The 25,058-nt window shown below is 60.1% G+C and carries 23 protein-coding genes and 1 pseudogene; 12 read left to right on the forward strand and 12 right to left on the reverse strand.

Going from position 1 to position 25,058, the window contains the following annotated elements; all coding sequences use genetic code 11:
- Window positions 1-14: 14 nt before the first annotated feature.
- The 7 genes and pseudogenes from polA to ABSG47_RS12505 form a co-directional block, all read right to left on the reverse strand.
- The gene (gene polA, locus ABSG47_RS12475; protein WP_424170019.1) at window positions 15-2,720 is read right to left on the reverse strand and encodes a DNA polymerase I; all 2,706 of its coding nucleotides are present in this window, start codon (window positions 2,718-2,720) and stop codon (window positions 15-17) included.
- A gap of 26 nt (window positions 2,721-2,746) precedes the next feature.
- Window positions 2,747-3,823, reverse strand: coding sequence for a tRNA preQ1(34) S-adenosylmethionine ribosyltransferase-isomerase QueA (queA, locus tag ABSG47_RS12480; protein ID WP_424170020.1), 1,077 nt, complete (start codon window positions 3,821-3,823; stop codon window positions 2,747-2,749).
- Window positions 3,820-4,557, reverse strand: coding sequence for a lysophospholipid acyltransferase family protein (locus tag ABSG47_RS12485; RefSeq protein ID WP_424170021.1), 738 nt, complete (start codon window positions 4,555-4,557; stop codon window positions 3,820-3,822). Before ABSG47_RS12485 ends, queA begins: the two co-directional genes overlap by 4 nt.
- Window positions 4,558-4,641: 84 nt before the next feature.
- Window positions 4,642-5,889, reverse strand: coding sequence for an ABC transporter permease (locus ABSG47_RS12490; protein ID WP_424170022.1), 1,248 nt, complete (start codon window positions 5,887-5,889; stop codon window positions 4,642-4,644).
- Window positions 5,882-6,214, reverse strand: coding sequence for an ATP-binding protein DrrA1-3 family domain-containing protein (locus tag ABSG47_RS12495; protein ID WP_424170041.1), 333 nt, complete (start codon window positions 6,212-6,214; stop codon window positions 5,882-5,884). Before ABSG47_RS12495 ends, ABSG47_RS12490 begins: the two co-directional genes overlap by 8 nt.
- 131 nt (window positions 6,215-6,345) lie before the next feature.
- Window positions 6,346-6,714, reverse strand: a pseudogene (locus ABSG47_RS12500) (ABC transporter ATP-binding protein); the annotation flags it as partial.
- 235 nt (window positions 6,715-6,949) lie between these two features.
- Window positions 6,950-8,296 carry a Gfo/Idh/MocA family protein gene (locus ABSG47_RS12505; RefSeq protein WP_424170023.1) on the reverse strand — a complete coding sequence of 449 codons (1,347 nt, stop codon included), beginning with the start codon at window positions 8,294-8,296 and terminating at the stop codon, window positions 6,950-6,952.
- Window positions 8,297-8,399: 103 nt separating this feature from the next.
- Between ABSG47_RS12505 and recG the strand changes: the two genes are divergently transcribed.
- Entirely contained in the window at window positions 8,400-10,691 is a 2,292-nt protein-coding gene (recG, locus tag ABSG47_RS12510; RefSeq protein WP_424170024.1) for an ATP-dependent DNA helicase RecG, read from the forward strand.
- 3 nt (window positions 10,692-10,694) lie between these two features.
- Here the strand turns inward: recG and ABSG47_RS12515 are convergent, their stop codons facing one another.
- The gene (locus ABSG47_RS12515; RefSeq protein ID WP_424170025.1) at window positions 10,695-11,114 is read right to left on the reverse strand and encodes a hypothetical protein; all 420 of its coding nucleotides are present in this window, start codon (window positions 11,112-11,114) and stop codon (window positions 10,695-10,697) included.
- A 219-nt stretch (window positions 11,115-11,333) separates the two neighbouring features.
- Here ABSG47_RS12515 and acpS point away from each other — a divergent pair, with 219 nt between their 5' ends.
- From acpS to ABSG47_RS12530, 3 genes are all read left to right on the forward strand, one after another.
- On the forward strand, window positions 11,334-11,717 hold the full coding sequence (gene acpS, locus ABSG47_RS12520; RefSeq protein ID WP_424170026.1) for a holo-ACP synthase: 384 nt from the start codon (window positions 11,334-11,336) through the stop codon (window positions 11,715-11,717).
- A 75-nt stretch (window positions 11,718-11,792) separates the two neighbouring features.
- Window positions 11,793-12,869, forward strand: coding sequence for an MlaD family protein (locus ABSG47_RS12525; protein WP_424170027.1), 1,077 nt, complete (start codon window positions 11,793-11,795; stop codon window positions 12,867-12,869).
- A gap of 131 nt (window positions 12,870-13,000) precedes the next feature.
- Complete coding sequence (locus ABSG47_RS12530) at window positions 13,001-13,909, forward strand: aldo/keto reductase (RefSeq protein WP_424170028.1); 909 nt, start codon at window positions 13,001-13,003, stop codon at window positions 13,907-13,909.
- A 403-nt stretch (window positions 13,910-14,312) separates the two neighbouring features.
- Here ABSG47_RS12530 and ABSG47_RS12535 read toward each other — a convergent pair whose 3' ends face one another.
- Genes ABSG47_RS12535 through ABSG47_RS12550 form a run of 4 tightly spaced genes read right to left on the reverse strand, consistent with a single transcriptional unit; the run spans window position 14,313 to window position 16,809 of the window.
- Window positions 14,313-15,242: an ABC transporter permease gene (locus tag ABSG47_RS12535; protein ID WP_424170029.1), complete on the reverse strand. Its 930-nt coding sequence runs from the start codon at window positions 15,240-15,242 to the stop codon at window positions 14,313-14,315.
- Complete coding sequence (locus ABSG47_RS12540; protein ID WP_424170030.1) at window positions 15,242-16,132, reverse strand: ABC transporter ATP-binding protein; 891 nt, start codon at window positions 16,130-16,132, stop codon at window positions 15,242-15,244. Before ABSG47_RS12540 ends, ABSG47_RS12535 begins: the two co-directional genes overlap by 1 nt.
- Window positions 16,133-16,136: 4 nt before the next feature.
- Complete coding sequence (locus ABSG47_RS12545) at window positions 16,137-16,526, reverse strand: GntR family transcriptional regulator (protein ID WP_424170031.1); 390 nt, start codon at window positions 16,524-16,526, stop codon at window positions 16,137-16,139.
- Entirely contained in the window at window positions 16,516-16,809 is a 294-nt protein-coding gene (locus ABSG47_RS12550) for a hypothetical protein (protein WP_424170032.1), read from the reverse strand. The genes ABSG47_RS12545 and ABSG47_RS12550 overlap by 11 nt, the downstream gene beginning before the upstream one ends.
- A gap of 264 nt (window positions 16,810-17,073) precedes the next feature.
- Between ABSG47_RS12550 and ftsY the strand changes: the two genes are divergently transcribed.
- From ftsY to ABSG47_RS12590, 8 genes are all read left to right on the forward strand, one after another.
- Complete coding sequence (ftsY, locus tag ABSG47_RS12555; protein ID WP_424170033.1) at window positions 17,074-18,060, forward strand: signal recognition particle-docking protein FtsY; 987 nt, start codon at window positions 17,074-17,076, stop codon at window positions 18,058-18,060.
- Between the two features lie 46 nt (window positions 18,061-18,106).
- Window positions 18,107-19,690 carry a GH39 family glycosyl hydrolase gene (locus ABSG47_RS12560; protein ID WP_424170034.1) on the forward strand — a complete coding sequence of 528 codons (1,584 nt, stop codon included), beginning with the start codon at window positions 18,107-18,109 and terminating at the stop codon, window positions 19,688-19,690.
- A 390-nt stretch (window positions 19,691-20,080) separates the two neighbouring features.
- On the forward strand, window positions 20,081-20,314 hold the full coding sequence (locus ABSG47_RS12565; protein WP_424170035.1) for a hypothetical protein: 234 nt from the start codon (window positions 20,081-20,083) through the stop codon (window positions 20,312-20,314).
- Between the two features lie 26 nt (window positions 20,315-20,340).
- The gene (locus ABSG47_RS12570) at window positions 20,341-21,666 is read left to right on the forward strand and encodes an Nramp family divalent metal transporter (RefSeq protein ID WP_424170036.1); all 1,326 of its coding nucleotides are present in this window, start codon (window positions 20,341-20,343) and stop codon (window positions 21,664-21,666) included.
- A 19-nt stretch (window positions 21,667-21,685) separates the two neighbouring features.
- Window positions 21,686-21,910 (forward strand): hypothetical protein, encoded by a 225-nt coding sequence (locus tag ABSG47_RS12575; protein WP_424170037.1) that lies wholly within the window; start codon window positions 21,686-21,688, stop codon window positions 21,908-21,910.
- A 10-nt stretch (window positions 21,911-21,920) separates the two neighbouring features.
- Window positions 21,921-22,625 carry an MgtC/SapB family protein gene (locus ABSG47_RS12580; RefSeq protein WP_424170038.1) on the forward strand — a complete coding sequence of 235 codons (705 nt, stop codon included), beginning with the start codon at window positions 21,921-21,923 and terminating at the stop codon, window positions 22,623-22,625.
- Window positions 22,626-22,689: 64 nt separating this feature from the next.
- A complete protein-coding gene (locus ABSG47_RS12585) occupies window positions 22,690-23,682 on the forward strand; it encodes an aldo/keto reductase (RefSeq protein WP_424170039.1) in 993 nt (330 codons plus the stop codon).
- Window positions 23,683-24,031: 349 nt separating this feature from the next.
- Entirely contained in the window at window positions 24,032-24,874 is an 843-nt protein-coding gene (locus ABSG47_RS12590; protein WP_424170040.1) for an IS30 family transposase, read from the forward strand.
- Window positions 24,875-25,058: the final 184 nt, after the last annotated feature.

Raw genomic sequence — 25,058 nt, forward strand, 5'->3', positions numbered from 1 at the left:
TCTAATGCGCGCCTTTACAAGTCGCGCCAGTTGGGGCCGAAGCCTAGATCCGCGACGATGGGCACGTTGAGTTGCACCACACCTTCCATCTCCGCGCGGACGAGTACGGCAATTTCTTCGCGTTCGTCTGCGGGGACTTCAAAGATAAGTTCGTCGTGGACCTGAAGAACCATACGGGTTTTGAGTTTGCGCTCGGTGAGCTTGCGGTCGAGTGAGATCATTGCCAGTTTAATGAGGTCAGCGGCTGTGCCCTGTAGCGGCGTGTTGATGGCTGTGCGCTCGGCGAAGCCACGCTGGTTGGGATTGCGGCTTTCGATGTCGGGAATGGGACGCAGGCGGCCGAACATGGTGCGGACGCTGCCGGTGCGGCGCGTTTCGGCGAGCGTCTTGTCGATGAATTCACGCACGCCGTGATAGCGGGCGAAGTAGCGATCGATGTATGCCTTGGCTTCAGCCTGCGGAATTCCAAGTTGCGTGGCAAGGCCGAAGGGTGAGATGCCATAGACGATGCCGAAGTTGACGGCCTTGGCGCGATTGCGCGTTTCTTTGTCCATCTGGTCAGCGGGCACGCCGAAGACCTCACTGGCGGTGAGGGTGTGGATGTCTTCGTCGTTTTGATAAGCACGCGTGAGGAGCGGGTCGCCGCTGAAGTGCGCGAGAAGGCGGAGTTCGATCTGCGAGTAATCGGCGGAGAGCAGCTCTGTGTTTGGCGCGGAGATGAAGGCGGCGCGGATCTCACGGCCAAGCTCTGTTTTGACGGGAATGTTCTGGAGATTTGGATTGATGGATGAGAGGCGGCCTGTAGCAACGGCAGCGGATTGGAATGTTGTATGGACGCGCGAGTCGGCATCGGCGAGTTGCGGAAGCGCATCGACGTAGACGGATTTGAGCTTGGAGAGATGGCGGAATTCGAGCACGAGGCGCGGGAGTTCATGCTCTTCCGCGAGCTGTTCAAGGACGTTCTGCGCGGTAGAGATGGATTTGCTTTTGCCGCGTGCGGCGGGTGCGGGCAAGCCCATGTCTGTGAAGAGCACTACGCCGAGCTGCTTTGGCGAATTGATGTTGAAGGTTTTGCCGGCAAGCTCAAAAATGCGGGAGCTGGTTCGTTCCATTTCGGACGCGAAGCGCGTGGAGAGGCCGTTTAGAGCGGCTTTGTCGATGCGGATGCCTGCTTGCTCAACGCGATAGAGGACGGGCGCGAGCGGCAGGTCGATTTCGGTGTAGACGCGCGTGAGTTCAAGCTCGTCAACGTATGCGCGGAGAGCGGGGACGAGTGCGTTGATGGTGGATGCGGCGGCTGGTAGGGAGTTTGGCGCGGGCTGGTTGCTGCGTGCGGCAACATCGGCGAGGGTCTGCGTGGCGTGTGTGGGATTGAGCGCGTACGAGAGCAGCATGGTGTCGTCCGCGGGGCCGCGGAGGGTGATGCCAACGCCATGCAGAACGTGGAGAGCGAGCTTGAGATCGTGGGTGCGCTTGGGAACGGCAGCGTCTTCGAGGAGTGTGCGCAGCTCTGGCGTTAATGGAAGAGCGAGAGCGATTCCCTGCTCTGCGGAGACGCCTATGGTGAAGTGCTTTTTCTTTTCGGCTTCTTCGACTGCTTCCAGCAAGGAAAGATTGAGTGGTTCTTGAGTATCGTCATCCTGCTCAATGGATGTGGGTTCGGCGGCGTCGAGTGCGAGAGCGAAGCCATGCTGGCGTGCGGCGGCGTAAAAGGCTGCTGTCTGCTCATCTGTGGGTGCGTCGATGAGTTCGGTGTGTGACTGCTGCGGCGCGGGAGCTAGTTCGCGAAGCATGGAGGTGAATTCAAGCTCCGTAAAAAGCTCGCGGCAGGCTTCGAGATCGAGGTCCTGCGTTTCCATGGCTTCGAGGTCGAGCGGGACCGGCACGTTGCAGTGGATGGTGACGAGTTCTTTGGAGAGCAGCACAGCTTCGCGGTTTTGTTCGAGAGATTCGCGATAGCTTTTACGCTTGACCTCGGCGGCGCGGTCGAGAACAGCTTCGACGGTGCCGAATTCCTTGATGAGATCGACGCTGCCTTTATCGCCGATGCCGGGCGCGCCAGGCACGTTGTCGATGGCGTCGCCACGCAGGGCCATCACGTCGATGACTTTGTCGGGAGGCACGCCGAGGACTTCGGTGACTTTGTCGGCGTCGAGGATGAGGTTGTCTTTCTGCGGGTTGAGGATCTTTACGCGCTGGTTGACGAGCTGCATCATGTCTTTGTCGCCGGAGACGATGAAGACGTCGTAGCCCTGCTCGGAGGCGCGGCAGGAGAGTGTGCCGATGACGTCATCGGCTTCGAAGCCTTCGGCTTCAAGGATGGGAATGCGGAAGGCTTCGAGTGAGCGGCGGATGTAGGGAATCTGGCGGCGAAGGTCTTCCGGCATGGCTTCGCGCTTGGCTTTGTAGCCGTCGTAGCTGACTTCTTCAAAGCTCTGCGACTTGGCGCTCCACTTGCGCAGGGTGCCGATGGCGAGGGCGCGCTCATCGCGGAAGACTTTGCCGCTGACATCGAAGACCGCTGCGAAGTAATGCGGTGAGAAGTCCTGGCGCAGCTTCTTGATCATGTTGACGAAGACGAATGTGGCCGCTGTAGGCAGCCCGGAGCGCGTGGACATGGGGCGCGAGCGCTGCATGGCGTGATAGGCGCGGAAGATGAACGCCATGGTATCGAGGAGGAAGACGGGTTCTTTTGCTCGGGCTAGCTCGCTGTTTGACACGCTACAGAGTTTATCAGCGAAGAGTGTCAGTGAAGGAACATGCAGTCGCCGTAGCTGAAGAAGCGGTAGTTAGATGCGACGGCGTGATTGTAGGCGGCTAGTACTTGCTCCCTGCCTGCAAAGGCGCTGACCAGCATGAGCAGGCTTGATTGCGGGAGGTGGAAGTTGGTGAGAAGTGCGCTGACGAGCTGGAATTTGAAGCCGGGGGAGATGAAGATTTCTGTGCTGCCGGAGTGGGGTTGGAGTGGGGCTCCATTGGCTGTGAGAGCGCAGTGTTCCAGCGTGCGGACGGTGGTGGTGCCTACGGCTACTATGCGTCGTGACTCGCTGTGGGCTTTGTTGATGGCGGCGGCGGTTGCTGCGCTGAGAGTGTAGCGCTCGCGGTGGAGATGGACTTCATCGACGCGCTCAACGCGCAGTGGGGCAAAGGTGCCGAGTCCGACGTGGAGAGTGATGCGGACGACTTCTACGCCGCGGGATTGAATGGCTTCGAGGATTTGTGACGTGAAGTGCAAGCCCGCGGTGGGTGCGGCTACGGAGCCGCGTTCGTGCGAGAAAACTGTCTGATAGCGCTCGCGGTCGGTGTCGGCGTCATCGCGGTGTATGTAAGGCGGCAGAGGCATGTGGCCGATGCGGTCTAATGCAGCGAAGAAATCGGCGCACGGTGCGAACTGTAGGAGGCGATCACCGAATTCGCCGCGTTCGAGGATTTCGGCTTCTAGTGCGATGCTGCCGTCGGCTGCGGGGAAGGCCAGTATTTCGCCGATGGCGACTTTGCGGCCGGGCTTTACGAGAGCACGCCAGCGGTTCTTGCCTTGCGGCTCGGTGAGCATGACTTCGATGCGGCCTGTTGCGGCTTCGCGATCACGAATTGTCGTGCGGCGGGCATAGAGGCGAGCGGGGATGACGCGGCTGTCGTTGAGGACTAGAAGGTCGCCGGGCTGTAAGAGTGAGGGGAAATCGGCGAAAAGCTTGTCAGAGAGTGCGCCTGTTTGGCGATCCATGACTAACATGCGGCTTGCGCCGCGGGTCTCCGGCGGCTGTTGCGCTATGAGCTCCGGTGGGAGATGGAAGTCGAAGTCGGAGATGCGAAGGTTGCTCATGATTGCACCTTGCCGAGGTGCGCGAGTGCGCGGAGGCGGGCGGTTTCGATGGCGGCATTGAGTTCTTGGCGCTTTGGCTCGAATTGATCTGGCGCTAGCTCAGTGGGGACGTGTGTCCATGGTCCCCAGCTTACAACGATGCGGGTGAAGGGCATGGGAATGAGAAAACTGTCCCAGGAGTTTAGTTTCCAGGCGTGTTCTGGTTCGAGGTGAAAGGCTCCAATGGGCGCGCCGCTCATTTGGGCGAGTTTGATGGGGCCCATTTTGGTTTGATAAATGGGGCCGCGCGGGCCGTCTGCGGTGAAGATGGCAGGCATGCCGTTTTCTAAGACTTGAGCGAGACCGATCAGGCTTTCGCCGCCGCCGCGGGAGCTGGAGCCGCGCACAGCATTAAAGCCGAAGAGGCGCAGGATGCAAGTGATGAGTTCCCCATCGAAGCTGCGGCTGATGAGGATGACTGCGCCGGTGCGGCGGAAGTAATGCGCGCAAGGAAGAACGCATTGGTGCCAGAAGCAGAAGACTTGGGAGCCTGCGCCGCGGCCTTCGATGAGTGGTGTGACACCGGGGGGCGCGATGACTTCATAGCGCCAGGTGAGGCCGACTAGCCAGAGGAGAGCCTGCACGATGCGCGGCACTATGGCTAGAAGAGTGCGCTGGGTGAAGGTGAATGATTTTTCCGCGCCTGGGCTCACGTGTTGATTGTAAAAGGTGCAGGTGTGGAGAAAAGCATGCATCAGGGGCTAAAGCCCCCGCATCACTCCCTCAAGATTGCCGGGGATAAATCCCCGGCCTACCAATCTTGCTTAACCAATGCACTCCTAGCTGTAGCGGAGCCAGCGGAGCAGCTCTGGCAGCGTGGCGCGCTTGCCGTACATGAGGATGCCGACACGATAGAGGCGCGCGGAGACCCAGAGAACGGCCCAGACGCTGATAGCCATGATGGCAAGAGAAGCGGCGAACTGCCACGCCGGCGGGGTTTGCGCGCCCATGCGGAGCATCATGACGATAGGTGCGGTGGCGGGAAACAACGACGCGGCGATGGACCAGAAGGAGCTGGGATTGTTGATGATGAGCCAGATGAGCGAGAAGCTGAGCCAGATGGGCACGGCGGCGAGCGGCGTGTACATCTGCAGCTCCTGCTCAGTCTCGCAGCTCGCGGCCAGGCCGGCAAAGAGCGAGGCATAGAGCAGATAGCCGAGGATGAAGTATGCCGCGAAGAGAAGGCCTTCCGTGATGGACACATGAATGGAAAGCTGGCCGCTGAGCACGGGAGCGGCAAAGGCAGAGCCGGCGAGAGCCGCTGCGGCGACAGCCCAGATGGCGAGCTGCGTGAGGCCGACGGCACCGATGCCAAGGAGCTTGCCACCGAGAAGATCGCTGGCTTTGACGGAGGCGAGCATGACTTCAAAGATGCGGGAGGTTTTCTCCTGAATAATGGACCGGGCCACGTTCATCCCGTAAATCATGGTGGTCATGGCAAGCATGATGCCCATAATGTAGCCCTTGAGATAGGCGCCGAGGCCGTTGCTTTTGACTTCCTTGCCGCCCTTGTCCACCTGCATGGTGTCTACAGTGACGGTTTTCATGACGAGATCGACTTCCGCCTTGCTCATGCCGCGCGCGGTGAGGCGCTCGGCTGCGAGTGCGTGATTGAGCGCGGATTCCAGGCGGCTGCCGATGACGATGTCACCGGAGGATGTGGAGATGTATGTGGCTGTGATTTTGCTGGGTACGGCGCTGTCGATCCAGAAGAGGCCGTCAATCTCTTTTTCACGCACCTTGGCGACAAGGCTGTCACGTTCGGACGGCGAGGATGGAACGATCACATCCACGGTGGTCTTGGAGTCCTTGTCGTCGGTGAGTTGCGATTGAATGTCGGCAGCGAGCTTGCTGTCTGTGGTGGCGATGAGGACATGCTTGCCGACGCCGGAGTTTTTGCCTGCGAAGACAGCGACGGCGATGATGACGGCGAAGACGACGGGGACGAGAATGGTGGACATGCGGAAGGCGCGTCCGCGAACGCCTTCAAGGTATTCGCGCTTTGCAACGAGCAGAATATTACGCATCGGCTTTGCCTCCCACGGTCTGGATGAAGATCTCTTCTAACGATGGCTCGACGAGCTCAAAGCGATAGATGTTGGCTTTGGCGGCGGCCTCATGCAAAAGCTTCTGCGCGTCGCCGTTGGGCTTGAGCTGGATCTCGGCGTGGCCCGAGTAGTTGTTGGCCATGCCGATTTCGGAGCTTTGCAGGAAAGAGGCGTCGCCTTCAAACTCGATGATGACGCGGTCGCGCGGATAGCGGGATTTGATTTCGCGAACGCGGCCGGTAAGGACTGCCTGTCCTTTATTGATGAGGCAGATGGAGTCGCAGAGCTTTTCCACCTGATCCATGCGGTGCGTGGAGAAGATGATGGCTTTGCCCTGCGCTCCAGCAATATGGCGTTGACGGGGTCGAGGCCGGAGAATGGCTCGTCCATGACGATGAGGCCGGGATCGTGGAGCAGCGTGGAGATGAACTGAATCTTCTGCTGCATGCCTTTGGAGAGCTCTTCAGTCTTCTTGGTCAGCGAGTCGGCGATCTCAAGGCGCTTGGCCCAGGAGACGGCGCGGGTTTGCGCGTCTGCGGCGCTGACGCCGTGCAGTTCGCCGAAGAAGATGAGCTGGTCGATGACCTTCATCTTCTTGTAGAGGCCGCGCTCTTCCGGCAGATAGCCTACGCGCTCCAGGCTTTTGCGCTCAAAGGGCTTGCCAAAGAGATTGATCTTGCCGGAGTCCGGCATGGTGATGCCCATCATCATGCGAATGGAGCTGGTTTTTCCTGCGCCGTTAGGTCCGAGCAGGCCGAACATCTGGCCGGCTTCAATGGAGAGGCTCAGGTTATTGACTCTCATAGGCTTTGGTCACGCTTGCGAGTTCGACGACTGGCATGCATTCTCCCGAAGGGTGTCTTCACGCGATTTTTGCACGATTTGAGGGGCGAAGAGACTGCGAGCAGTGTAGCAAAGGCTCCCGCAGGCGCAGAGTTTCCCCATTGTCTGATACGCAGGGCAATGGGGAAAGTTCCATCCCACCCTGGCGCCAAAAACAAAGACGGCGCGAGGGTGGGGCACCCGGTTTGGTGCTGAGCTATGAGAGGAGCTTCATGTTGTCGGGGTCCCAGTGGACGATCTGGCCGCGCTCGATGCTGAGGTTGGAAAGCAGTGCCGCACCCGCTGCGCGGTAGCCGAATGTAGCGTCTTCCACCACAGGCTGGCGCGAGCGAACCGACGCAAAGAAGTTTTTGAAGTGGTCGTAGCTGTCGCTATAGCCTTTGGGTGGAGAGAACTTCTCTGTTGCCGCAAGAGATTGCTGCGCCACGCCGGGAGGATATTTTTCGTCGTACGCGGCGATGATCTCTTTCTGCATGGCTTGAGGGAAGGTTCCAACCATGTAGCCGGGCGCGGTCTGACGCGGCACGTGGTTGATGGTGAGGCCGTCTCCGCCGATGGTCATGGTGCCTTCATCGCCGGCAAAGGTAAAGCCTTCGCCTTCTTCGCCGCCATCAACAAAATTGACATGCAGGCTGACGTTGAAGCCTTCGCGGTAATCGAAGAGACCGAGCACGACGTCGTTGGCGTCACGGCCGTCTTTCCAATAGCGAATGGCGCCGGTGGCCATGGCGCGCGTGGGGCCGTTGGAGCCGGTGATGTAGTGGATGCCGCTGAAGAGATGCACGAAGAGATCGCCGGCGACGCCCGAGCCGTAGGCTTTCCACTTGCGCCACTGGAAGAAATGCTCGGCATTGAAGGAAATCTTGGGCGCAGTGCCTAGCCAGCGCGGCCAGTCGCAGGTGGTTGTGCTGGCGTCGGGCGGAACGGTGTAGTTCCATGCGCCGAGAGAGGAGTTGCGGTCCCAGTAGGCCGTGACCATGTTGAGCTTGCCGATGGCGCCCGAGGCGAGGACTTCCTTTGCCTTGGCGTAAACGATGTTGCTGACGCGCTGGCTGCCTACCTGAAGGATTTTATTGGTCTGCCGAGAGGCTTCGATCATGGCCGGGCCATCGTCGTAGAGATGGATCATGGGCTTTTCGCAGTAGACGTCTTTGCCGGCCTTCATGGCGTCGATGGAGGCCTGCTTGTGCCAGTGGTCGGGCGTGCCGATGATGACGGCGTCGATGTCTTTGCGCGCAAGGATTTCGTTGTAGTCGCGCGTGGTCTGGATGTCGCTGCCCCAGACTTCCCTGGCGCGAGCGAGGCGGCCGTCGTAGCAGTCGGCCACGGCGACGATTTTGACGCCGGGAACGCGGATGGCTACGCTTGCGTCTCCGGAGCCTTGCCAGCCTGCGCCGATGAGGGCGATCTGGATGTGGTCGTTGGCGGCGATGTTGGTGGCTTCGGGTTCTTCCGCTGAGAGTAGCGGAATTCCGGGTAGCGCGGTTGCAGCGGATACAGCGCCGGCGGCGCGGAGAAAGTTACGGCGGTTCCAGATGACCATCCAGGGGTACTCCGGGAAGTGAATTTCTTGCCGTAGACAACGATACTGCATGAGGGCGGCACGTGGCCGCTCGCACATAGCCTCATGTTTTAGCATCCTCTTTGTGACCAGACTTGAAGACAAGGTGATGTATGCGCGCGGCGTGGGCCCGCGCGTGGCGGAATTGATTGCCGCCAAGGGCATTGTCACCGCGGAAGATCTGCTGTATCACCTTCCCTTTCGTTACGAAGACCGGCAGAACCCGCGCAGCCTCGACGAGCTGAAGCCGGGTGAGATGGCGAGCGTGATTGCCGAGGTGCGCGGGTCGGCGCTGCTGCGAACCAAGCGCGCGCCGATCTTTGAAATCACCATTGGCCAGGGACGGCTGGCAATGAAGTGCATGTGGTTCAACGGAACCTATCTGCAAGGCAAATTCCAGGCCGGGCAGACGGTGGCGGTCTTTGGCAGAGTGGAGCCTTCGCGGTCCACGTCGAACATGAAGATGATCAATCCGCAGTGGGAGCTGCTGCCGGATGCGAGCGACGACGCCGAGACGCGACTGCTGGAGGTGGGCCGCATTACGCCGGTGTATGAGTCACTGGGATCGCGGCTGGCTTCGCGCTGGCAGCGCAAGGTGATCTTTCACTTGCTGGAATCGATGCACGGCGCGGTGCCGGAGTGCCTGCCCGCGGCGATGATTGAGCGGATGGGGCTGCCCAGTCGCGAGAGGTCGCTGCGCGAAGTGCATTTTCCGCCGGAAGGCACGGCGATGACGGATCTGCAGGCGGCGGCTACACCGGCGCATCGGCGGCTGATCTTTGAGGAGCTGTTTTTTCTGGAACTGGGGCTGGAGCTGAAGCGGCGCAGGATGCGCGAGCGCGCCGGCGTTGCGTTTGAGACGAATGCCAAGGTGCGCGAGGCGATTCGCGAGGTGTTGCCGTTTCATCCCACGGCGGCGCAGAAGAGGGCTCTGGGCGAGATTGTGAGCGATATGAAGCAGCCCAGCCCCATGCGCAGGCTGTTGCAGGGCGATGTGGGATCGGGCAAGACGATTGTGGCGCTGCAGGCGATGCTGGTGGCGATGGAAAATGGCTACCAGGCCGCGCTGATGGCTCCGACGGAGATTCTGGCGACGCAGCATTATCTGGCTGCGAGAAAGCTGCTGGAGCGGTCGTCGCGCAAGTATCGGATTGTGCTGCTGACGGGCTCGCTCGATGAGGATCGAAAGCGCCACAACCGTGGACTGATCAATCGCGGTGAGGCGCACCTGGTGATTGGCACGCATGCACTGATTGAAGAGAAGGTGGAGTTCGACCGGCTGGGGCTGATCGTGGTGGATGAGCAGCACCGGTTTGGCGTGATGCAGCGGTTCAAGTTGATGAAAAAGCCCAGGCCGGATGGCACGGAATGGGCTGAGCCCGACGTGCTGGTGATGACGGCGACGCCGATTCCACGCACGCTGGCGCTTTCGCTGTATGGCGACCTGGATTTGAGCGTGCTGGATGAGCTGCCGCCGGGGCGCACGCCGATTGTGACTCGGCGCGTGGCGGATGAGCGCGCGGATGAGGTGTGGGAGTTTGTTCGCAAACAGGTCAAGCTGGGCAGGCAGGCGTACATTGTCTATCCGGTGATTGAAGGCGCGAAGGACGACCAGCCGGAGCTGGATTTCAGCGCCGATGCGACCGAGGCCAGCGAGAAAGCGGCAAAGCCAGCCGTCCGCAAAACTACTCCGAAGGGTAAGACAGCGAAGCTGTTTCCGAAGGCGGTGCAGGAGGCCAGTCCGAATGCGAAGCTGGGGCTGAAATCGGCGGTGCAGATGTACGAGAAGCTGCGAGCCGGACCGCTGAATGGGCTGCGGCTGGGTTTGCTGCATGGGCGGCTGGATGCCGACGAGAAGGAAATCATCATGCGGCGCTTTCAGCGGGGCGAGATCGACGCGCTGGTTTCAACAACGGTGATTGAAGTGGGCGTGGATGTGCCGAATGCCAGCGTGATGGTGATTGAACATGCGGAGCGCTTTGGGCTGGCGCAGATGCACCAGTTGCGCGGGCGCGTGGGGCGCGGCGCGGCCAGGAGCTATTGCGTTCTGATGACGGGCGCGCGGGTCAGCGAGCAGGCCGAGGAGCGGCTGAACGCGATGGTGCGCACGCAGGACGGCTTTGAGCTGGCCGAGCTGGACCTGGCGATGCGCGGGCCGGGCGAGGTCTTTGGCACGCGGCAGGCTGGGCTGCCGGATTTTCGCGTGGCGAACCTGGTGCGGGACCGCAAGCTGCTGGAAGTGGCCAAGATGGAGGCGGCGCGGTTTGTAAACGCCAAGCCGGATCGGGCCGAAGGCACCGAGGCCGAGCGGGCCCGCGTATGGACGCGGCTCAAGGAAGCGTGGCAGCGCAAGTATGGGCTGGTGGAAGCAGGCTGAGGGCTACCGTGTCTGTTCCGGCAGGTTACCGCCGGGTGCGGAGCTGCCGGCGATCTTGAGCGGACTGGTCTGGATTTCTAGCTCGATGCTTGCGATCTGCGCACCGCACTCGCTCAGTTGATTGCGCGTGCAGTGGCAAAGCTCCGTCATGCGGATGTGCCCGTTGCGGGTGAGTTCGACTCCACAGGCGATGACAGCGGTGTAAATCTCCACGCAGGCCGCGCGCTCGAATTCAAAGAGAATGCTGACGCGCCCGCTGTCAGTGGTGGAGCGTGTGAGCACCCACCCGCCGCAGCCCAGGATGGCTCCGCTGAGCATGCGGACGAGATTCGACGGCTCCACCGAGGAGACCGCCTGAATCTCCAGCGCCCAGGGCATGAGCGGGGGCTGTGCGGGAGCGCGTTTTGGAGTACCAAATTGCACAATGGGCTTATCGGAATTCGATTGAGCATCTTGATGCCTGTGCGGGAGTTGAACGATGTTTGACCTGCTTTGAAACAAGCGCGGCGAAATGGTGCGTGCCGGCCCGGCGTTAAAATCCATAAACCCGCGGCTTGAAGTCATTGGAAAATCTTTATCCATGTTGGCCGGCGGTTTGGCTGCGCCTTGGCCGAGGTGCCGGTATCGTGTAGTTTCATATTCATGATCCTCGGCTCGGGAATTGACCTGGTGGAGATCGACCGGATCCAGAACTCGCTGGACAAGTTTGGCGAGCGGTTTCTTGATCGCGTGTATACCAAGGCGGAGCAGGCCTATTGCCTTCGCAAGCACAATGCGGCAGAGAGCCTGGCGGCGCGGTTTGCGGCAAAGGAGGCTGCGGCCAAAGCGCTGGGCACGGGCATTAACCACGGCATTACCTGGCGAGAGATCGAGGTGCAGCGCGCGCCGGGCGGACGGCCTTCACTGCAGTTTTATGGGCGGGCGGCGGAGTACGCAAAGCAGATCGGCGTGCGGAATGCGGCGCTTTCACTGACGCACTCGCGCAGCACAGCCATGGCATCGGTGGTGCTGGAAGATGGGCGCTGAGCGGGCTGGAATCCGGCGGTGGTCTGCTATGCTCAATGAATTACGGTCGGGTAAGTATCCCTCCAGAGGAGAATCGTGCCAAGCCGCAAAGAGGTCCAGTGGTCCCAACTGAAAGTAGGCGCGCTGGTTCTTGCAGGCGCCGCCATCCTCATCTTCCTGATTTTCCTCATGTCAGGATCGACCGGTGGTCTGTTTGCCAAGAAGCTCACTCTACGGGTCTATTTTGAAAACGCCTCGGGGTTGAAGCAGGGCGCGCCGGTCACGCTGGAAGGCGTCACGATTGGAAATGTGACGCGGATTCGCGTGGTGCCGGAACGCAGCCCCACGCCGGTGGAAGTCACCATGAAGGTGCCGGGTAAGCTGACGTCGTTTCTGCATACGGATTCGGCGGCCTCGATTGCCTCGGCCGGTGTTCTGGGCGACAGCTATATCGACATCACTTCAACCAATGCAACAGGCCCTCCGCCGGCGAACAATGCGGAGCTGTTGTCGCATAACGTCTCGGGGCTTCAGCAGGTGATGAACACCAGCCAGGATGCGCTGAAGGAAGCAACGAAAGTGATGAAGAAGACCGGTCTGCTGATGGATGCGCTGAATTCCCAGCAGGGCTCGGCGGGCAAGTTTTTTCACGACCCGGAGCTGTACAACCACCTGAATCAGGTGAGCGCGAATCTTGAAAGCGTGACGAAGAGCATCAACGCGGGCAATGGAACGCTGGGTAAGCTGACGAAAGATACTGAGCTTTACGACAAGCTCAATTCAACTGTGGACCAGCTGCATCAGATTGCTACGAACTTGAACGGCGGCAAGGGCTCGGCGGGCAAGCTGCTTACCGATGACTCGCTCTATAACAACCTGAACACGGCCGTAACCAATACAAACAAGCTCCTTGAAGGCATTAACAAAGGCGAGGGCGCGATCGGCAAGTTTGCGAAGGACCCGGAGTTTGCCAGGAAACTGGACTCTACGGTGACGAACCTGAACGGCATCCTGTCCGGCATCAACGAGGGCAAGGGAACGCTTGGGCAACTGGCGCAGAACCGCTCGGTGTATGACAACCTGAACGCTACGCTGGACGAGGCGCACAAGCTGGTGAAGGCGATCCATGAAAATCCCAAGCAGTATCTGGTGATTCACATGAAGATCTTCTGAAGCTCGTGGATAGATTTTGGTTTGCTTTGCAGGTTTGCGGCTAGCGACACAAAAAGTGGCCCTGTTTTTCTGCTACCATTTCGGCAAGCGCTCGTCTCTCTATCAAACTCCACCTTCCTGGAGACATCTACATGAGTTCCTATTCCCGCCGCGATTTTCTAAAGACCAGCCTGGCCGCCGGTGCTATGGCAAGCACCGTTGCCGCAGCCGCGCCCACCGCGCTCCACGCCGCCACCTCCGTAACCACCCGCACCGCGCTCGATAAAGTTACTCTCGGCCGTTCCAATGTCAAAGCCACGCGCCTCGCCTTCGGCTCCGGCACCAACAACGGTTACGTGCAAGCGTCGCTCGGCCAGAAGGAATTCAACCGCCTGGTAGCCCACGCTTATGAGCGCGGCGTCCGCTTCTATGAAACCGCCGAATCCTACATGACCCCCGCCATGCTCGGCGAAGCCCTCAAGCCCTACCCGCGCGAGAGCTACGTCGTCATGCACAAGGTCACCACCAACGACGGCGACCCCGCCAGGCGCTTCGACGCCATGCTCAAGACCTTTCAGACCGACTACTTCGACATCATGCTGCTCCACTGGCAGACCACCTCCGACTGGCCGACAAAGAGCAAGAAGTGGCAGGATGGCATCGAAGAATTCCAGTCGCAGAAGAAGATCATCGCTCGCGGCGCAAGCTGCCACGGCCTGCCCGCCTTCAGCCAGGTACCCGGCAACAAATGGCTGCAAGTCTCGCTCGTCCGCATCAACCACAACGGCTCCCGCATGGACGGCGACACATTCATGGACAACAACAACCCCGACCATCGCGACGAAGTCGTCGCCCACATTCAGCAGATCAAGAAGGAAAACATGGGCGTCATCGGCATGAAGCTCATCGGCGGCGGCCAGTTTGAAAACTCCCGCGCCGACCGCCAGGCCGCCATGCGCTTCGCCGTCCAGACCGCCGGCGTCGATTGCGTCACCGTCGGCTGCAAAACCACCCAGGAAATCGACGAAACCATCGACAACCTGAACCTCGCCCTCGCTTAAATAGGCAGGCCAGGATTGCTAAGCCGGGGCTGGTAGGCCGGGGATTTATCCCCGGCAACAATCGCGCAGATAAAAACGGGCCTTTAGGCCATGAGGTATGCGCTTTGTAACTCGTGCCCGGCTTGACCTCTTTTCCCATCCAGGAATAATCTCTTCTTACACGGGAAAGGAGGTTGATCCAGCCTATGAAATTTGATTTACCAAGTAGTCCGGTACGTGAGGTGACTGAGGCCTAGGGCATCGCGCTCTGGACCCCAAGTAAGCCCCCGGCATTTCATCGCTGGGCCTTGGCTCTCGCGAGTAGCGATGGCCTTAGTCCAATCCCAACAGTTAACCGCCAGCGGCCTGAGAGCAATCTCAGGCCGCTGTTGTTTTCTCGTCCTTCGTCCCTCGCCACTCGTCCTTACAGCGCGCTTCCCCACCGTCTCAGCCGCACCGTCACCACAAGAAAGCCAACCGCAACAGCCAGCCCAATCCACAATCCCGGGCTCGCCAGAAAATGCAGCGGATCGATCAGCTGCATCGACTCCATCCTCATGCCGCCGCCCGGCTCCACCGCGCCTGAAGATTCTCCCGTAAGCCTATCCTGCAGGATCGAGAAAACATACGTAGTGTTGAACGCAATCTTCTCCACAACGCCCGCCAGCACCGGCGGCACCACTGCCCACAGAAACGGCCCACGCTTAGCCCACGCGGAAACCATCAGCATGTAAGCAAAAATCGGCGCATACCAAAGCACATGAATCGTCACCAGGTGGTAGAGCGTCATCCCCCACACCTGCGGCAATCCGGGATTCGGCCACGCCAATGCCGCGCCCTGGCCCTGTGCCGCAAACGTCGCGGAGAGAATCAGTAGTATCACCAGGTGCGTCGCAATCACCAGCGTCATCATGATCACCGGAATCACGACCAACGGGATCGCCGCCTTGGCCACCACCGACGTCGTATCCGATACCGGCAGTGATTTCCAGAACAGGATGCTTCGACTGCTGCGCTCGCCGTGCAGCGTGCTCAGGCAATAAAATCCCGACACAATCAGCGCCACGCCCATAATCGCACCAGATGCCACGTCATACGCCACCACCACGCCATTGTGCGGCCCCTGGTTCATGTTCATGTTAGCGCCGATGTGCAGCGCACCACGGAACACGGCAATCAGAAGCCCGACAATCAGAAGCCCAGCCACACTCGCCGGCGCAATATAAATCGACCGGTTCTCCCACACCTCGCGCCGCACGCTCCAGTACAGCCGCCGGAAAGGCGAAATCGTAGCCGCCGCCACAGTCTGCCTTGCCATCGGCGATTCACTCACCACATTCGATTGCGTGCTCATTAGTTCACTCCCTTTCGTCCGGCCACGTAGCCGCCGCCATTCCCTGGCCCGCCAATGACAGCCACAAACACATCCGCAATGCTTGCCGTCCGTGTCTCGCCCAGCCCGGCAAGCTGCTCGCGCTGGCCATCGCCAAACAGCAGAACGCTCTTGCCAAACCCCTCGCGCTCGTAAATCGGCTTCAGCGCCCGCGCAGCCGCAATCTTCTCCGGCCCCACCAGCACCTCCGTATACCGCGCCTCAAAATCATCCATGCTGTGGTTCAGCACAATCCGCCCGCCGTTCAAAAACATCACGTCGGTCAGAATGTTCTGGATCTCCTCCACCTGGTGCGTGGTCACGATGATCGTCCTGCTGCCGTCAAAATAATCATTCAGCAGCGAATCGTAAAACTGCTTCCGGTACAGCAAATCCAGCCCCAGCGTCGGCTCATCCAGCACCAGCAGCCGCGCATCAATCGCCATCACCAGCGCCAGGTGCAGTTGCGCCACCATGCCTTTTGAGAGTTCCCTCACCCGGCTCTTAGGCTTAATCGCCGTCTTCGCCAAAAACCCTTCTGCCTTTGCGCGATTAAACCGCGGATGCACGCCCTGCACGTAATCCAGAGCCTGCGTCACCCGCATCCACCGCGGCAAAATCGCCACATCGGCAATAAAGCAAACCTCGCGCATCAGCGCATCGCGCTGCGTCCACGGGTTCAGCCCCAGCACCCGCAGGTCGCCCTCAAACGGAGCCAGCCCCAGGATCGCATTCAACGCCGTCGTCTTACCCGCGCCATTCGGCCCAATCAGCCCCAGAATGCGTCCTTCTTCCACGCGCAGGTCAATTGAATCCAGCGCTACCGTCGCGCCATAGCTCTTGCGCAGTCCATGTGCCTCAATCAGTGCCATAGCTTTACCGCGCCTCCTTCATTCCGCCTAAGCCGTTTGCCCCGTTTTGGCCAGCAAGCAGTTGTTTCGCGCTCAGCCCCAGCCGTTCAATCGTCGCGTATACCCGTGGCCATTCCTCTTCCAGAAACTTCTTCCGCTCGGCCTCAAGCAGCAGCCCCTTTGCTCCATCCTTCACAAACATTCCGCGCCCCCTCATCGTTTCCACCAGGCCTTCGCCTGACAGCTCCTGGTAGCCCTTCAGCACCGTGAGCGGATTCACCCGGTACTCGGCCGCAACGTTTCGCACAGAAGGCAGCGGATCGCCCTCCTTCAGTGCGCCGTCCAGAATCAGCGCCACCACGCGATCGCGCAGTTGGCGATAAATCGGCTGACTATTGTTGAATTCAATATCCATAAGCCTTCCAGATGCCTTCCATCGTTTTAGCTGTCTCGGCGCAACCATTCCGCGCCGCCACACAACTCACCACCAAACCCAGTTCCCGGGCCGCCGGCTTCAAATGCCTCACACCATGCGCCACAGCGCGCGAAGCACACTCATCAGCCCGTTCCAGCGTCTTTTCGTGCATCCCGGCCAGCGTCTTCACCTTTTCCAATGACTCCTCAAGCGTGAACTGAGCAGCCGACACCGCCGAAACCATCAACAACACCGCAAGTAAACTACGAAGCATCGTTTCCATCTCCCCCTCCCAGATCCATAACGGTCGAGGTCGTTTCCTGTTTACGCATGATCAAGGTCACTCATGCTTACTGTTATACATAACTACAACACTAAACCGCTGTCAAGCACTTTTTGAAAATAATTCTCTCCCTGCCTGAATGAGCGGTGCCCCATCCATGGCGCTCTTTTGCGCCATGGGTGGGATAGCACTCCCGCGCGTTCTCCCACAATCGGGCTAAAAGCTCCACCCCATCGCCATCTACTAAACTGAAGTCGAGCCATCATGTCCTTCATCAGCCTCTTCGGCAACAAATCCGAGCCCGAAAAACCCGAGCCAGAAGAACCCGAGCAGAAAAAATCCGGCTTCTTTAGCCGCATGCGCGAGGCCGTTACTCGCACCCGCGAATCCCTCGGCTCCAAAATCGAAGGTATCGTCGCCATGACGCGCACGGTCGACGAGGCGTCCCTCGAAGACCTCGAAATGGCGCTGCTCTCAAGCGACATCGGCGTCCAGACCACCACCGAAATCCTCGACGCCCTCCGCGACCGCGCCAAACGCCGCGCCATCGAAGGCGGCGAAGAGCTCCGCTCGCTCCTCAAAGCCCAGATCCGCTCCATCCTGGAAGCACCGCAGAAACCCGTCATCGATCCCGCTCAGCCGCCCCGTGTGACCTTCCTCGTCGGCGTCAACGGCACCGGCAAAACCACTACCTCCGGCAAGCTCGCCGCCTGGTCCCGCGCCCGGAACCGCACAGTCCTGCTCTGCGCCGCAGACACCTTCCGCGCCGCCGCCATCGAGCAGCTCGAAGTCTGGGCCACCCGCTCCGGCGTCGAAATCATCAAGACCCGCCAGGGCGCTGACCCCGCCGCCGTCCTCTACGACGCCGTCACCGCCGCTAAAGCACGAAACACCGCTGACCTCTACGTCGACACCGCCGGCCGCCTCCATACCAAGACCGGCCTCATGGACGAGCTCGAGAAAATGCGCCGCACCGCCTCTCGTTTAATACCTGAAGCTCCACATGAGGTTTTGCTCGTAATGGATGCAACCACTGGGCAAAATGGCCTTCAGCAAGCCCGCCTTTTCACCCAGTCCGCAGGCGTCACCGGCATCGTCCTCACCAAGCTCGACGGAACCGCCAAAGGCGGCATCGCCGTTGCTATCGCCCGCGAGCTCAACCTGCCCGTCCGCTTCGTAGGCGTCGGCGAAAAGATGACCGACCTGCTCGAATTCTCCCCTGAAGCCTTCGTAGACTCGCTCCTCGGTTAGCCTTTATTCTCTTAATCTTGCATCTATACCGTTGAAGGAGTCCTTTATGCGCCTCCGCTTCCCCGTCCTCGCCTCCGCTCTCCTGTTTACCGCTTCGCTCCTACCCGCCCAGCAGCCCGTCAACCTGACCGTTGACGCCAACGCAACCACCACGCCCTTTCCGCACTTCTGGGAGCAGACCTTCGGCTCCGGCCGCGCCATCCTCGCCCTGCGCGACAGCTACCGCCGCGACCTCCGCACCGTCAAGGAAGCCACCAACTTCCAGTCCGTCCGCTTCCACGGCATCCTCATGGATGAAGTCGGCCTCTACGATCCCGACCGCAAAACCAAGAACCCCGGCCTCGCCGCAGTCGCCGCCAACGATGCCTCCATCTACAACTTTTCTTACGTCGATCAGATCTATGACGGCCTCTTGGACAACGGCGTCCGCCCCTTCGTCGAGCTCAGCTTCATGCCCCGCAAGCTAGCCGCCGATCCCAACGCCCTCCACGCCTTCTGGTACCACCCCAACGTCTCCCCGCCCGCCGACTACGCCAAATGGGACGCCATGATCAGCTCCTTCGCTAAGCATTTGATCGACCGCTACGGCATAGAAGAGGTCGCAACCTGGAAATTCGAAGTCTGGAACGAACCCAACCTCGACTTCTGGGGCGGCAATCCCCGCCAGTCCACCTACTTTGAGCTCTACGATCACACCGCCCGCGCCATCAAGTCTGTCTCGCCGCGCCTCCAGGTCGGCGGACCCTCCACCGCGCAGGCCGCCTGGGTCACCCCGTTTCTCGCCCACGTTCACGAGGTCAACGCCCCCATCGACTTCGTCTCCACCCACGTCTACGCAAACGATCTCTCGAAGGACGTATTCGGCACGAACGAGAACATTCCGCGCGACCAGATGGTCTACCGCGCCGTCAAGAAAGTTCACGACCAGATCGCGGCCTCTGCCTTGCCCCAACTCCCGCTCATCTTCTCCGAGTACAACGCCAGCTACGCCAACGAGCCCAACATCACCGACTCCGTTTACCTCGGCTCCTGGCTCGCCAACACCATCCGCCAGTGCGACGGCCTTGTCAGCAACATGGCCTACTGGTCCTTCTCGGATGTATTCGAGGAGCAAGGCGTAGTCCGCACACCCTTCTACGGCGGCTACGGCCTCCTCGCGGCGGACAACATCCCCAAGCCCAGCCTCAACGCCTTCCGCGCCTTGCATAAACTAGGCGACCATCGCATCGCCATCGATTCCGACTCCGCCCTCGCCACCACCACCGCATCCCACGGCCTAACCCTGGCTCTCTGGAACTACGCACCACCCGACGGAACCGGCGCAACCTACACCAAACCCACCGCCCTAGCAGGTCAAACTGTCCCATCCAAAATCTTCCACCTCGAAATCAAGAACGCGCCCGCTTCCGAGGTCACAATCTGGCGCGTCGATGAAGACCACGGCAACGTCCTCAAAGCCTTCGACGCCATGGGCCGTCCCGCCGCCGATCTCACCCGCGACCAGATCGAGCAGCTCCAGGCCGCCGGCGCCATGGCCCCGCCCGAACACGCCCGCCTCGTCAACGGCAAACTCGACCTCACCATCCCCGCCCACGGCTTAGCCGTCCTCACCTTTGGTAAAGAGAAATAGCCTGATGCGATTCCAGATCGGTAGATCTGGAATCGCATGTCCTATATCCACTTCAACTCCCATATTCCGAATAAAATCTTTATACTCATACCCAGCAGGGGTATGGTATAAACACTTTAACGAGGCCTCCGTTCTTTGAAGGCCTCGGGAAACTTTTATGAAAACAGAATCAACGCAAGAACCTCCACGATGCTGGAGCCCTTTCCTGCGCTGCGACGGTGAGAACCGCGGCTAGCTACGCCGCTCTGCTCGCTGCTCGCAGTGTGTGACACATTGTTTGAGCGAGTGAGCAGAAACCACCCGGCTTGTCACAAGCCGGTGCGTGCTCTACCCACCCCTCCTGAAACCAAAACTCTGGCCGGCCCGCTTGCCTGGGCGGGCGAATGCTGCATGAACCGCAGCATCCGTCCGCGCCAGCACCGCACCGTGCCGGAAGGAGGAGCCATGACCAACATCGTTCTCACCTTTCCCCTTCGCAGAGCGGCGCGTCTGCGCTGCGTCTGGATGGCAACCGGCAATCCCGCGCAGCCGCTCGCCTGCAAATGGACCACCGGCACAAACTCCGGAGATGGCCGAATTGAAGCATCAGCCGGCCCACAGCCCCACTGCAAACTCTGCGCGTAATCGCAAATCCAGACAGGAACGCAATCATGAATCCGACGAATTCCAATCTCCTCGTGCTGGACGAAAAGCCGGCTCACAATCAGCCCGCCGGCATCGTCGTTCGCCGGCGCTGGCAGCAGAGCCTGCTCTCGTTTCTCATGGTCTTAGGCCCCGGCCTCATCGTCATGGAAGCCGACAATGACGCCGGAGCCGTATCTACCTATATGCAGGCCGGCGCGCAGTATGGCCTGCATCTTCTCTGGCTTCTCGTTCTGCTCCTGCCCATCACCTACTTCGTGCAGGAAATGGTCGCGCGCCTTGGCATCGCCACCGGCAAGGGCCACGCCGCCATGATCTATGAGCGCTTCGGCAAGTGGTGGGGCCGTTTCTCGCTCATTGATCTGCTCCTCGTCAACTTCCTCACCCTCATCACGGAGTTCGCTGCCATCTCGCTCGCGCTTGGAGCCATGGGCGTCTCACCGTACATCTCTGTACCGGTGGCAGCCGTCGGCCTCACCCTCATGGTCGTCACCGGCAGTTATCTTCGCTGGGAGCGCACCGTCATCATTCTCTGTCTGCTCGATCTCGCATGGTTCGCGCTCGCCTTCGTCGTTCATCCCAGTTGGGGTGAAGTCGCGCACAACAGCCTCATCTGGCACATGCCTCCCGGCCCCATCACCGGCGATCTCATCTTTCTCATCGTCGCCATCGTCGGCACCACCATCGCTCCCTGGCAGCTCTTCTTCCAGCAGAGCTGCGTCGCGGAAAAGCGCCTCCGCTTCGCCGATCTCAAGTGGGCGCGCCTTGACACGCTTCTCGGCGCCACCTTCACTGTCTTCGTCGCAGGAGCCATGATGATCGTCGGCGACTTCAGCCGCCGCTACGGCATCACCTTCTCCGATCCCGCACAGATGGCCCGCGCCATCGTCCCGTACGGCGGCATCTTTCTCCGCAATGGAATCCTTCTGCTCATGGTCAACGCCGCTGTGCTTGGCACCACCGCCATCTCGTTGGCAAGCGCCTGGGCTTACGGCGAAGTCCGCGGCTGGCCTCACTCGCTGCACAAAAAAATCTGGGAAGCGCCCGGTTTCTACGCCGTCTATATCGGCTGCGTCGGTGCCGCGGCAGCCATCGTGCTCATTCCCCGCATGCCACTACAGCTCGTCATCGTCAGCGTGCAGGTCTTCGCCGGACTCGTCCTGCCTTCAGCCATCATCTTTCTTCAGCTCCTGCTCAATGACCACGCTCTGCTCGGCGATCGCTGGATCAACCGCCCCTGGAACAACTGGATCAACTGGACCATCATCGTTCTTCTCTTCGGCCTGTCGCTGCTGCTCGCCGCACAGGTCATGCTTCCCAATCTCTTTAACTAACGAACCATACGAGGTGACCATGGCAACCATGCACAGCTCCTATACTTCGCAATCCTTCCGCGTCATTCATCCCCTCCACGATCAGCCGGAGGCGAAATGCGAAAGCGCCGGCCTCGACCCCATCGAAATGACACGCGCTGTGCGCCTCTCCCTCGTCGCGCTCCGCGTCTATCTGCTGGGCATGGCCGCCATGCTGCTCTATCACGTCGTCGATCTCGCCGGAATCCTCCATCACACACACTGAGGCAGGCATCATGAACGCAAACACGCTCACATTCGCGCTGCACCTTTTTTTAGCCATCCTGCTCGGCGCGCTCGTCGGTCTGGAGCGCCAATGGCGGCAGCGCATCGCCGGCACACGCACCAATGCGCTCGTCGCCGCGGGCGCATCGGCCTTTGTCATGTCCGGCTCATTGATTGGCCACGATCCCACAGCCGCCGGACGCATCGTCTCCTATGTCGTCTCCGGTGTCGGATTTCTCGGCGCTGGCGTCATCTTCAAAGACGGCGCAAATATCCGTGGTCTCAACACCGCGGCCACCGTCTGGTGCTCCGCCGCCATTGGAGTCCTCTGCGGCCTCGGCTCCGCGCATCTCGCCGCAATCCTCGCGATCGCAGTCCTGCTCACCAACACCACGCTGCGCCCTCTCGCCCACCGTCTTCACCCGGTACTGCCAGCCGCGGAGCCATCGGAAACCCTCTATGAAATCGTCATCACCTGCCGCGAAACCGAAGAAGCCCATCTCCGCGCTCATCTGCTCACCATGATTGCCCGCGAGCACGCCACACTCCTGGCCATCCATAGTGAAGACCAGAACGGCGGCATCACTCGCCTGCGCGCTGAAATCGCCACAGCAGGACGGCAGAACGATCTCATCGAACGCCTCGCCATGCACTTCTCCATGGAGCCCAGCGTCACCTCGCTCAGTTGGTCCATCGTCCCTACTGCAATGGAATAACCAGCCCCGTCTTCATCCGCAATAGTGAAGCCAATACACCTTAAGCCGCATCCAAGCAGGCACTATGCAAAAGCGTGAATTAGGTAAAAGCGGACTTGAAGTTTCAGCTCTCGGCTACGGCTGCATGGGCCTCAGCTTTGGCCTCGGCGTCGCCACAGAAAAATCCGAAGCCATCAAAATCATCCGCGCCGCCGTCGAGCGCGGAGTCACCTTCTTTGACACTGCCGAGGTCTACGGCCCCTTCGTGAATGAAGAAGTCGTCGGCGAAGCCCTCGAACCCCTCCGCGATCAGGTCGTCATCGCCACCAAATTCGGCTTCAAGGCCAACCCCGAAGACGGCCGTTGGTCGGCTCTCGATAGCCGTCCCGAGCACATCAAGCAGGTCGCAGACGAATCCCTCAAACGCCTCCGCACCGATGTCATCGATCTCTTCTACCAGCACCGCGTTGACAGCGAAGTCCCCATCGAAGACACAGCAGGCGCAGTGAAAGACCTCATCCAGGCAGGCAAGGTCAAGCACTTCGGCCTCTCAGAAGCCGGCGCAAAAACCATCCGCCGCGCCCACGCCGTCCAGCCCGTCACCGCGCTTCAGAGCGAGTATTCCCTCTGGTGGCGCGAGCCTGAGCAGGAGATCCTCCCCACGCTCGAAGAGCTCGGCATCGGCTTTGTCCCCTTCAGCCCGCTCGGCAAAGGCTTCCTCACCGGAACCATCAACTCCGAGACCACCTTCGTCGCCAGCGACTTCCGCAACATCGTTCCACGCTTCTCCGCCGATGCCCGTCAGGCCAATCAGCCGCTCATAGACGCCCTCGGCAAAATCGCGGAAGCCCGCAACGCCACCCGCGCCCAGATCGCCCTCGCGTGGCTCCTCGCGCAGAAGCCCTGGATCGTACCCATCCCCGGCACCACCAAACTGCATCGCCTGGAAGAAAACCTCGGCGCGGCATCCATCCAGCTCGCCGCGGCTGACCTCGAAGAGATTCACACCGCGCTCTCCGGCATTGAAGTGCAGGGCGAACGCTACCCGGCATCCTTCCAGAAACTCGTCAACCGCTAACCCCTTTCACCTCATCGCTTGTCATCCTGAGCTTTGCCTTTCCTCCGTTTCACCACAACGTTCGGGTGCCCCATCCTTGGCGCGTTTTTGTTCTTGCGCCAAGGGTGGAATAGCACTCCCGCCAACGCGTCTCATCCTGAGCAATAACTACGGTTCGTTATCCTGAGCGGGTGAGAATCTTTTTACAAGATTCTGATTTTATTTGATATAAATCCGTAGATTTTGGCTGTGTAGGAACTGTGCAGACGAACTGTAACGCCTGTTCAAGTTGATAGTGCAACAAGGTTCTAAAAAGCACAAGGAATTGGGGTAATGCACCTCCAGTGGCTTAAGCCACTGGAGGTGCATTTTGGCGGCATACCGACACCTGGGTAGCGATGACCGGATACAGATTCAAGTGCTCACGAAGCGGGGCGTCTCCGATGCCGAGATCGCCCGTGAACTGAAGGTTCACCGTTCTACCGTCGGACGAGAGCGGCGGCGGAACAAGGTCGATGGCATGTATTACTATCACCAGGCGCAGGCCTGCGCGGAGAGGCGTCAACGAGAACGACGGCGGCGTGCGGCGAAGCTGACGCCTGCGGTGGTCGCCGCTACCGGCGCTTTGGAGCGAGGTTCGACTTTATCCATCGCAGGACCGGGCCGATTGCCGGTCGCGTGGATATCGGGCAACGCCCTGCTGTTGTTGAAGAAAAGTCGCGTGTCGGAGACTGGGAACTCGACACCATCGTCGGCAGCCAGCGCAAAGGCGCGCTGGTCAGCATGGTCGAACGCGGTGGTCGAACGCGGCTCGAAGCTCGTGCGTCTGGCCCTGGTTGCTGAATCAAAATCAGAGCCTGTTGCTTCGGCCATCGAACGCTCGCTCGCAAAAGACATCGACAAGGTACTTACTCTGACCATGGACAACGGCGCTGAGTTCGCACGGCACAAGCTCTTCGGTGCGGCGCTGGATGCAGATACGTTCTTCGCCAGACCTTACCACGCGTGGGAACGCGGGCTGAACGAACACACCAATGGCCTCGTCCGGCAATACTTCCCGAAGTCCACAGACTTCAACACCATCTCTCAGGACGAAGTGCATCGAGTGAAAGAACTTCTTAACAACCGGCCACGCGCCGTGCTAACCTTCAGAACACCACTGGAGGTCTTCTCCAATCCGCAGCTTCTTCAACCTGTTGCACTAGCGACCTAAATGGGGCGGCCTTGAACCGACGGACCAGACACTCCCTTCCTTCTCGGCGTAAATCGATCTTAACTATCGCCGGATGCTTTCTTGCTCTCACTCCCATGATCGCCAGCGCTCAGAGTGCTGAAGAGGTGCTAGGCAAGGCGCGCGTGGCCATGGCAGCACACGGGTTGGGCCATGCTCACATTCT

This window comes from Occallatibacter sp. (assembly GCF_049510455.1).
Lineage (GTDB): Bacteria > Acidobacteriota > Terriglobia > Terriglobales > Acidobacteriaceae > Telmatobacter.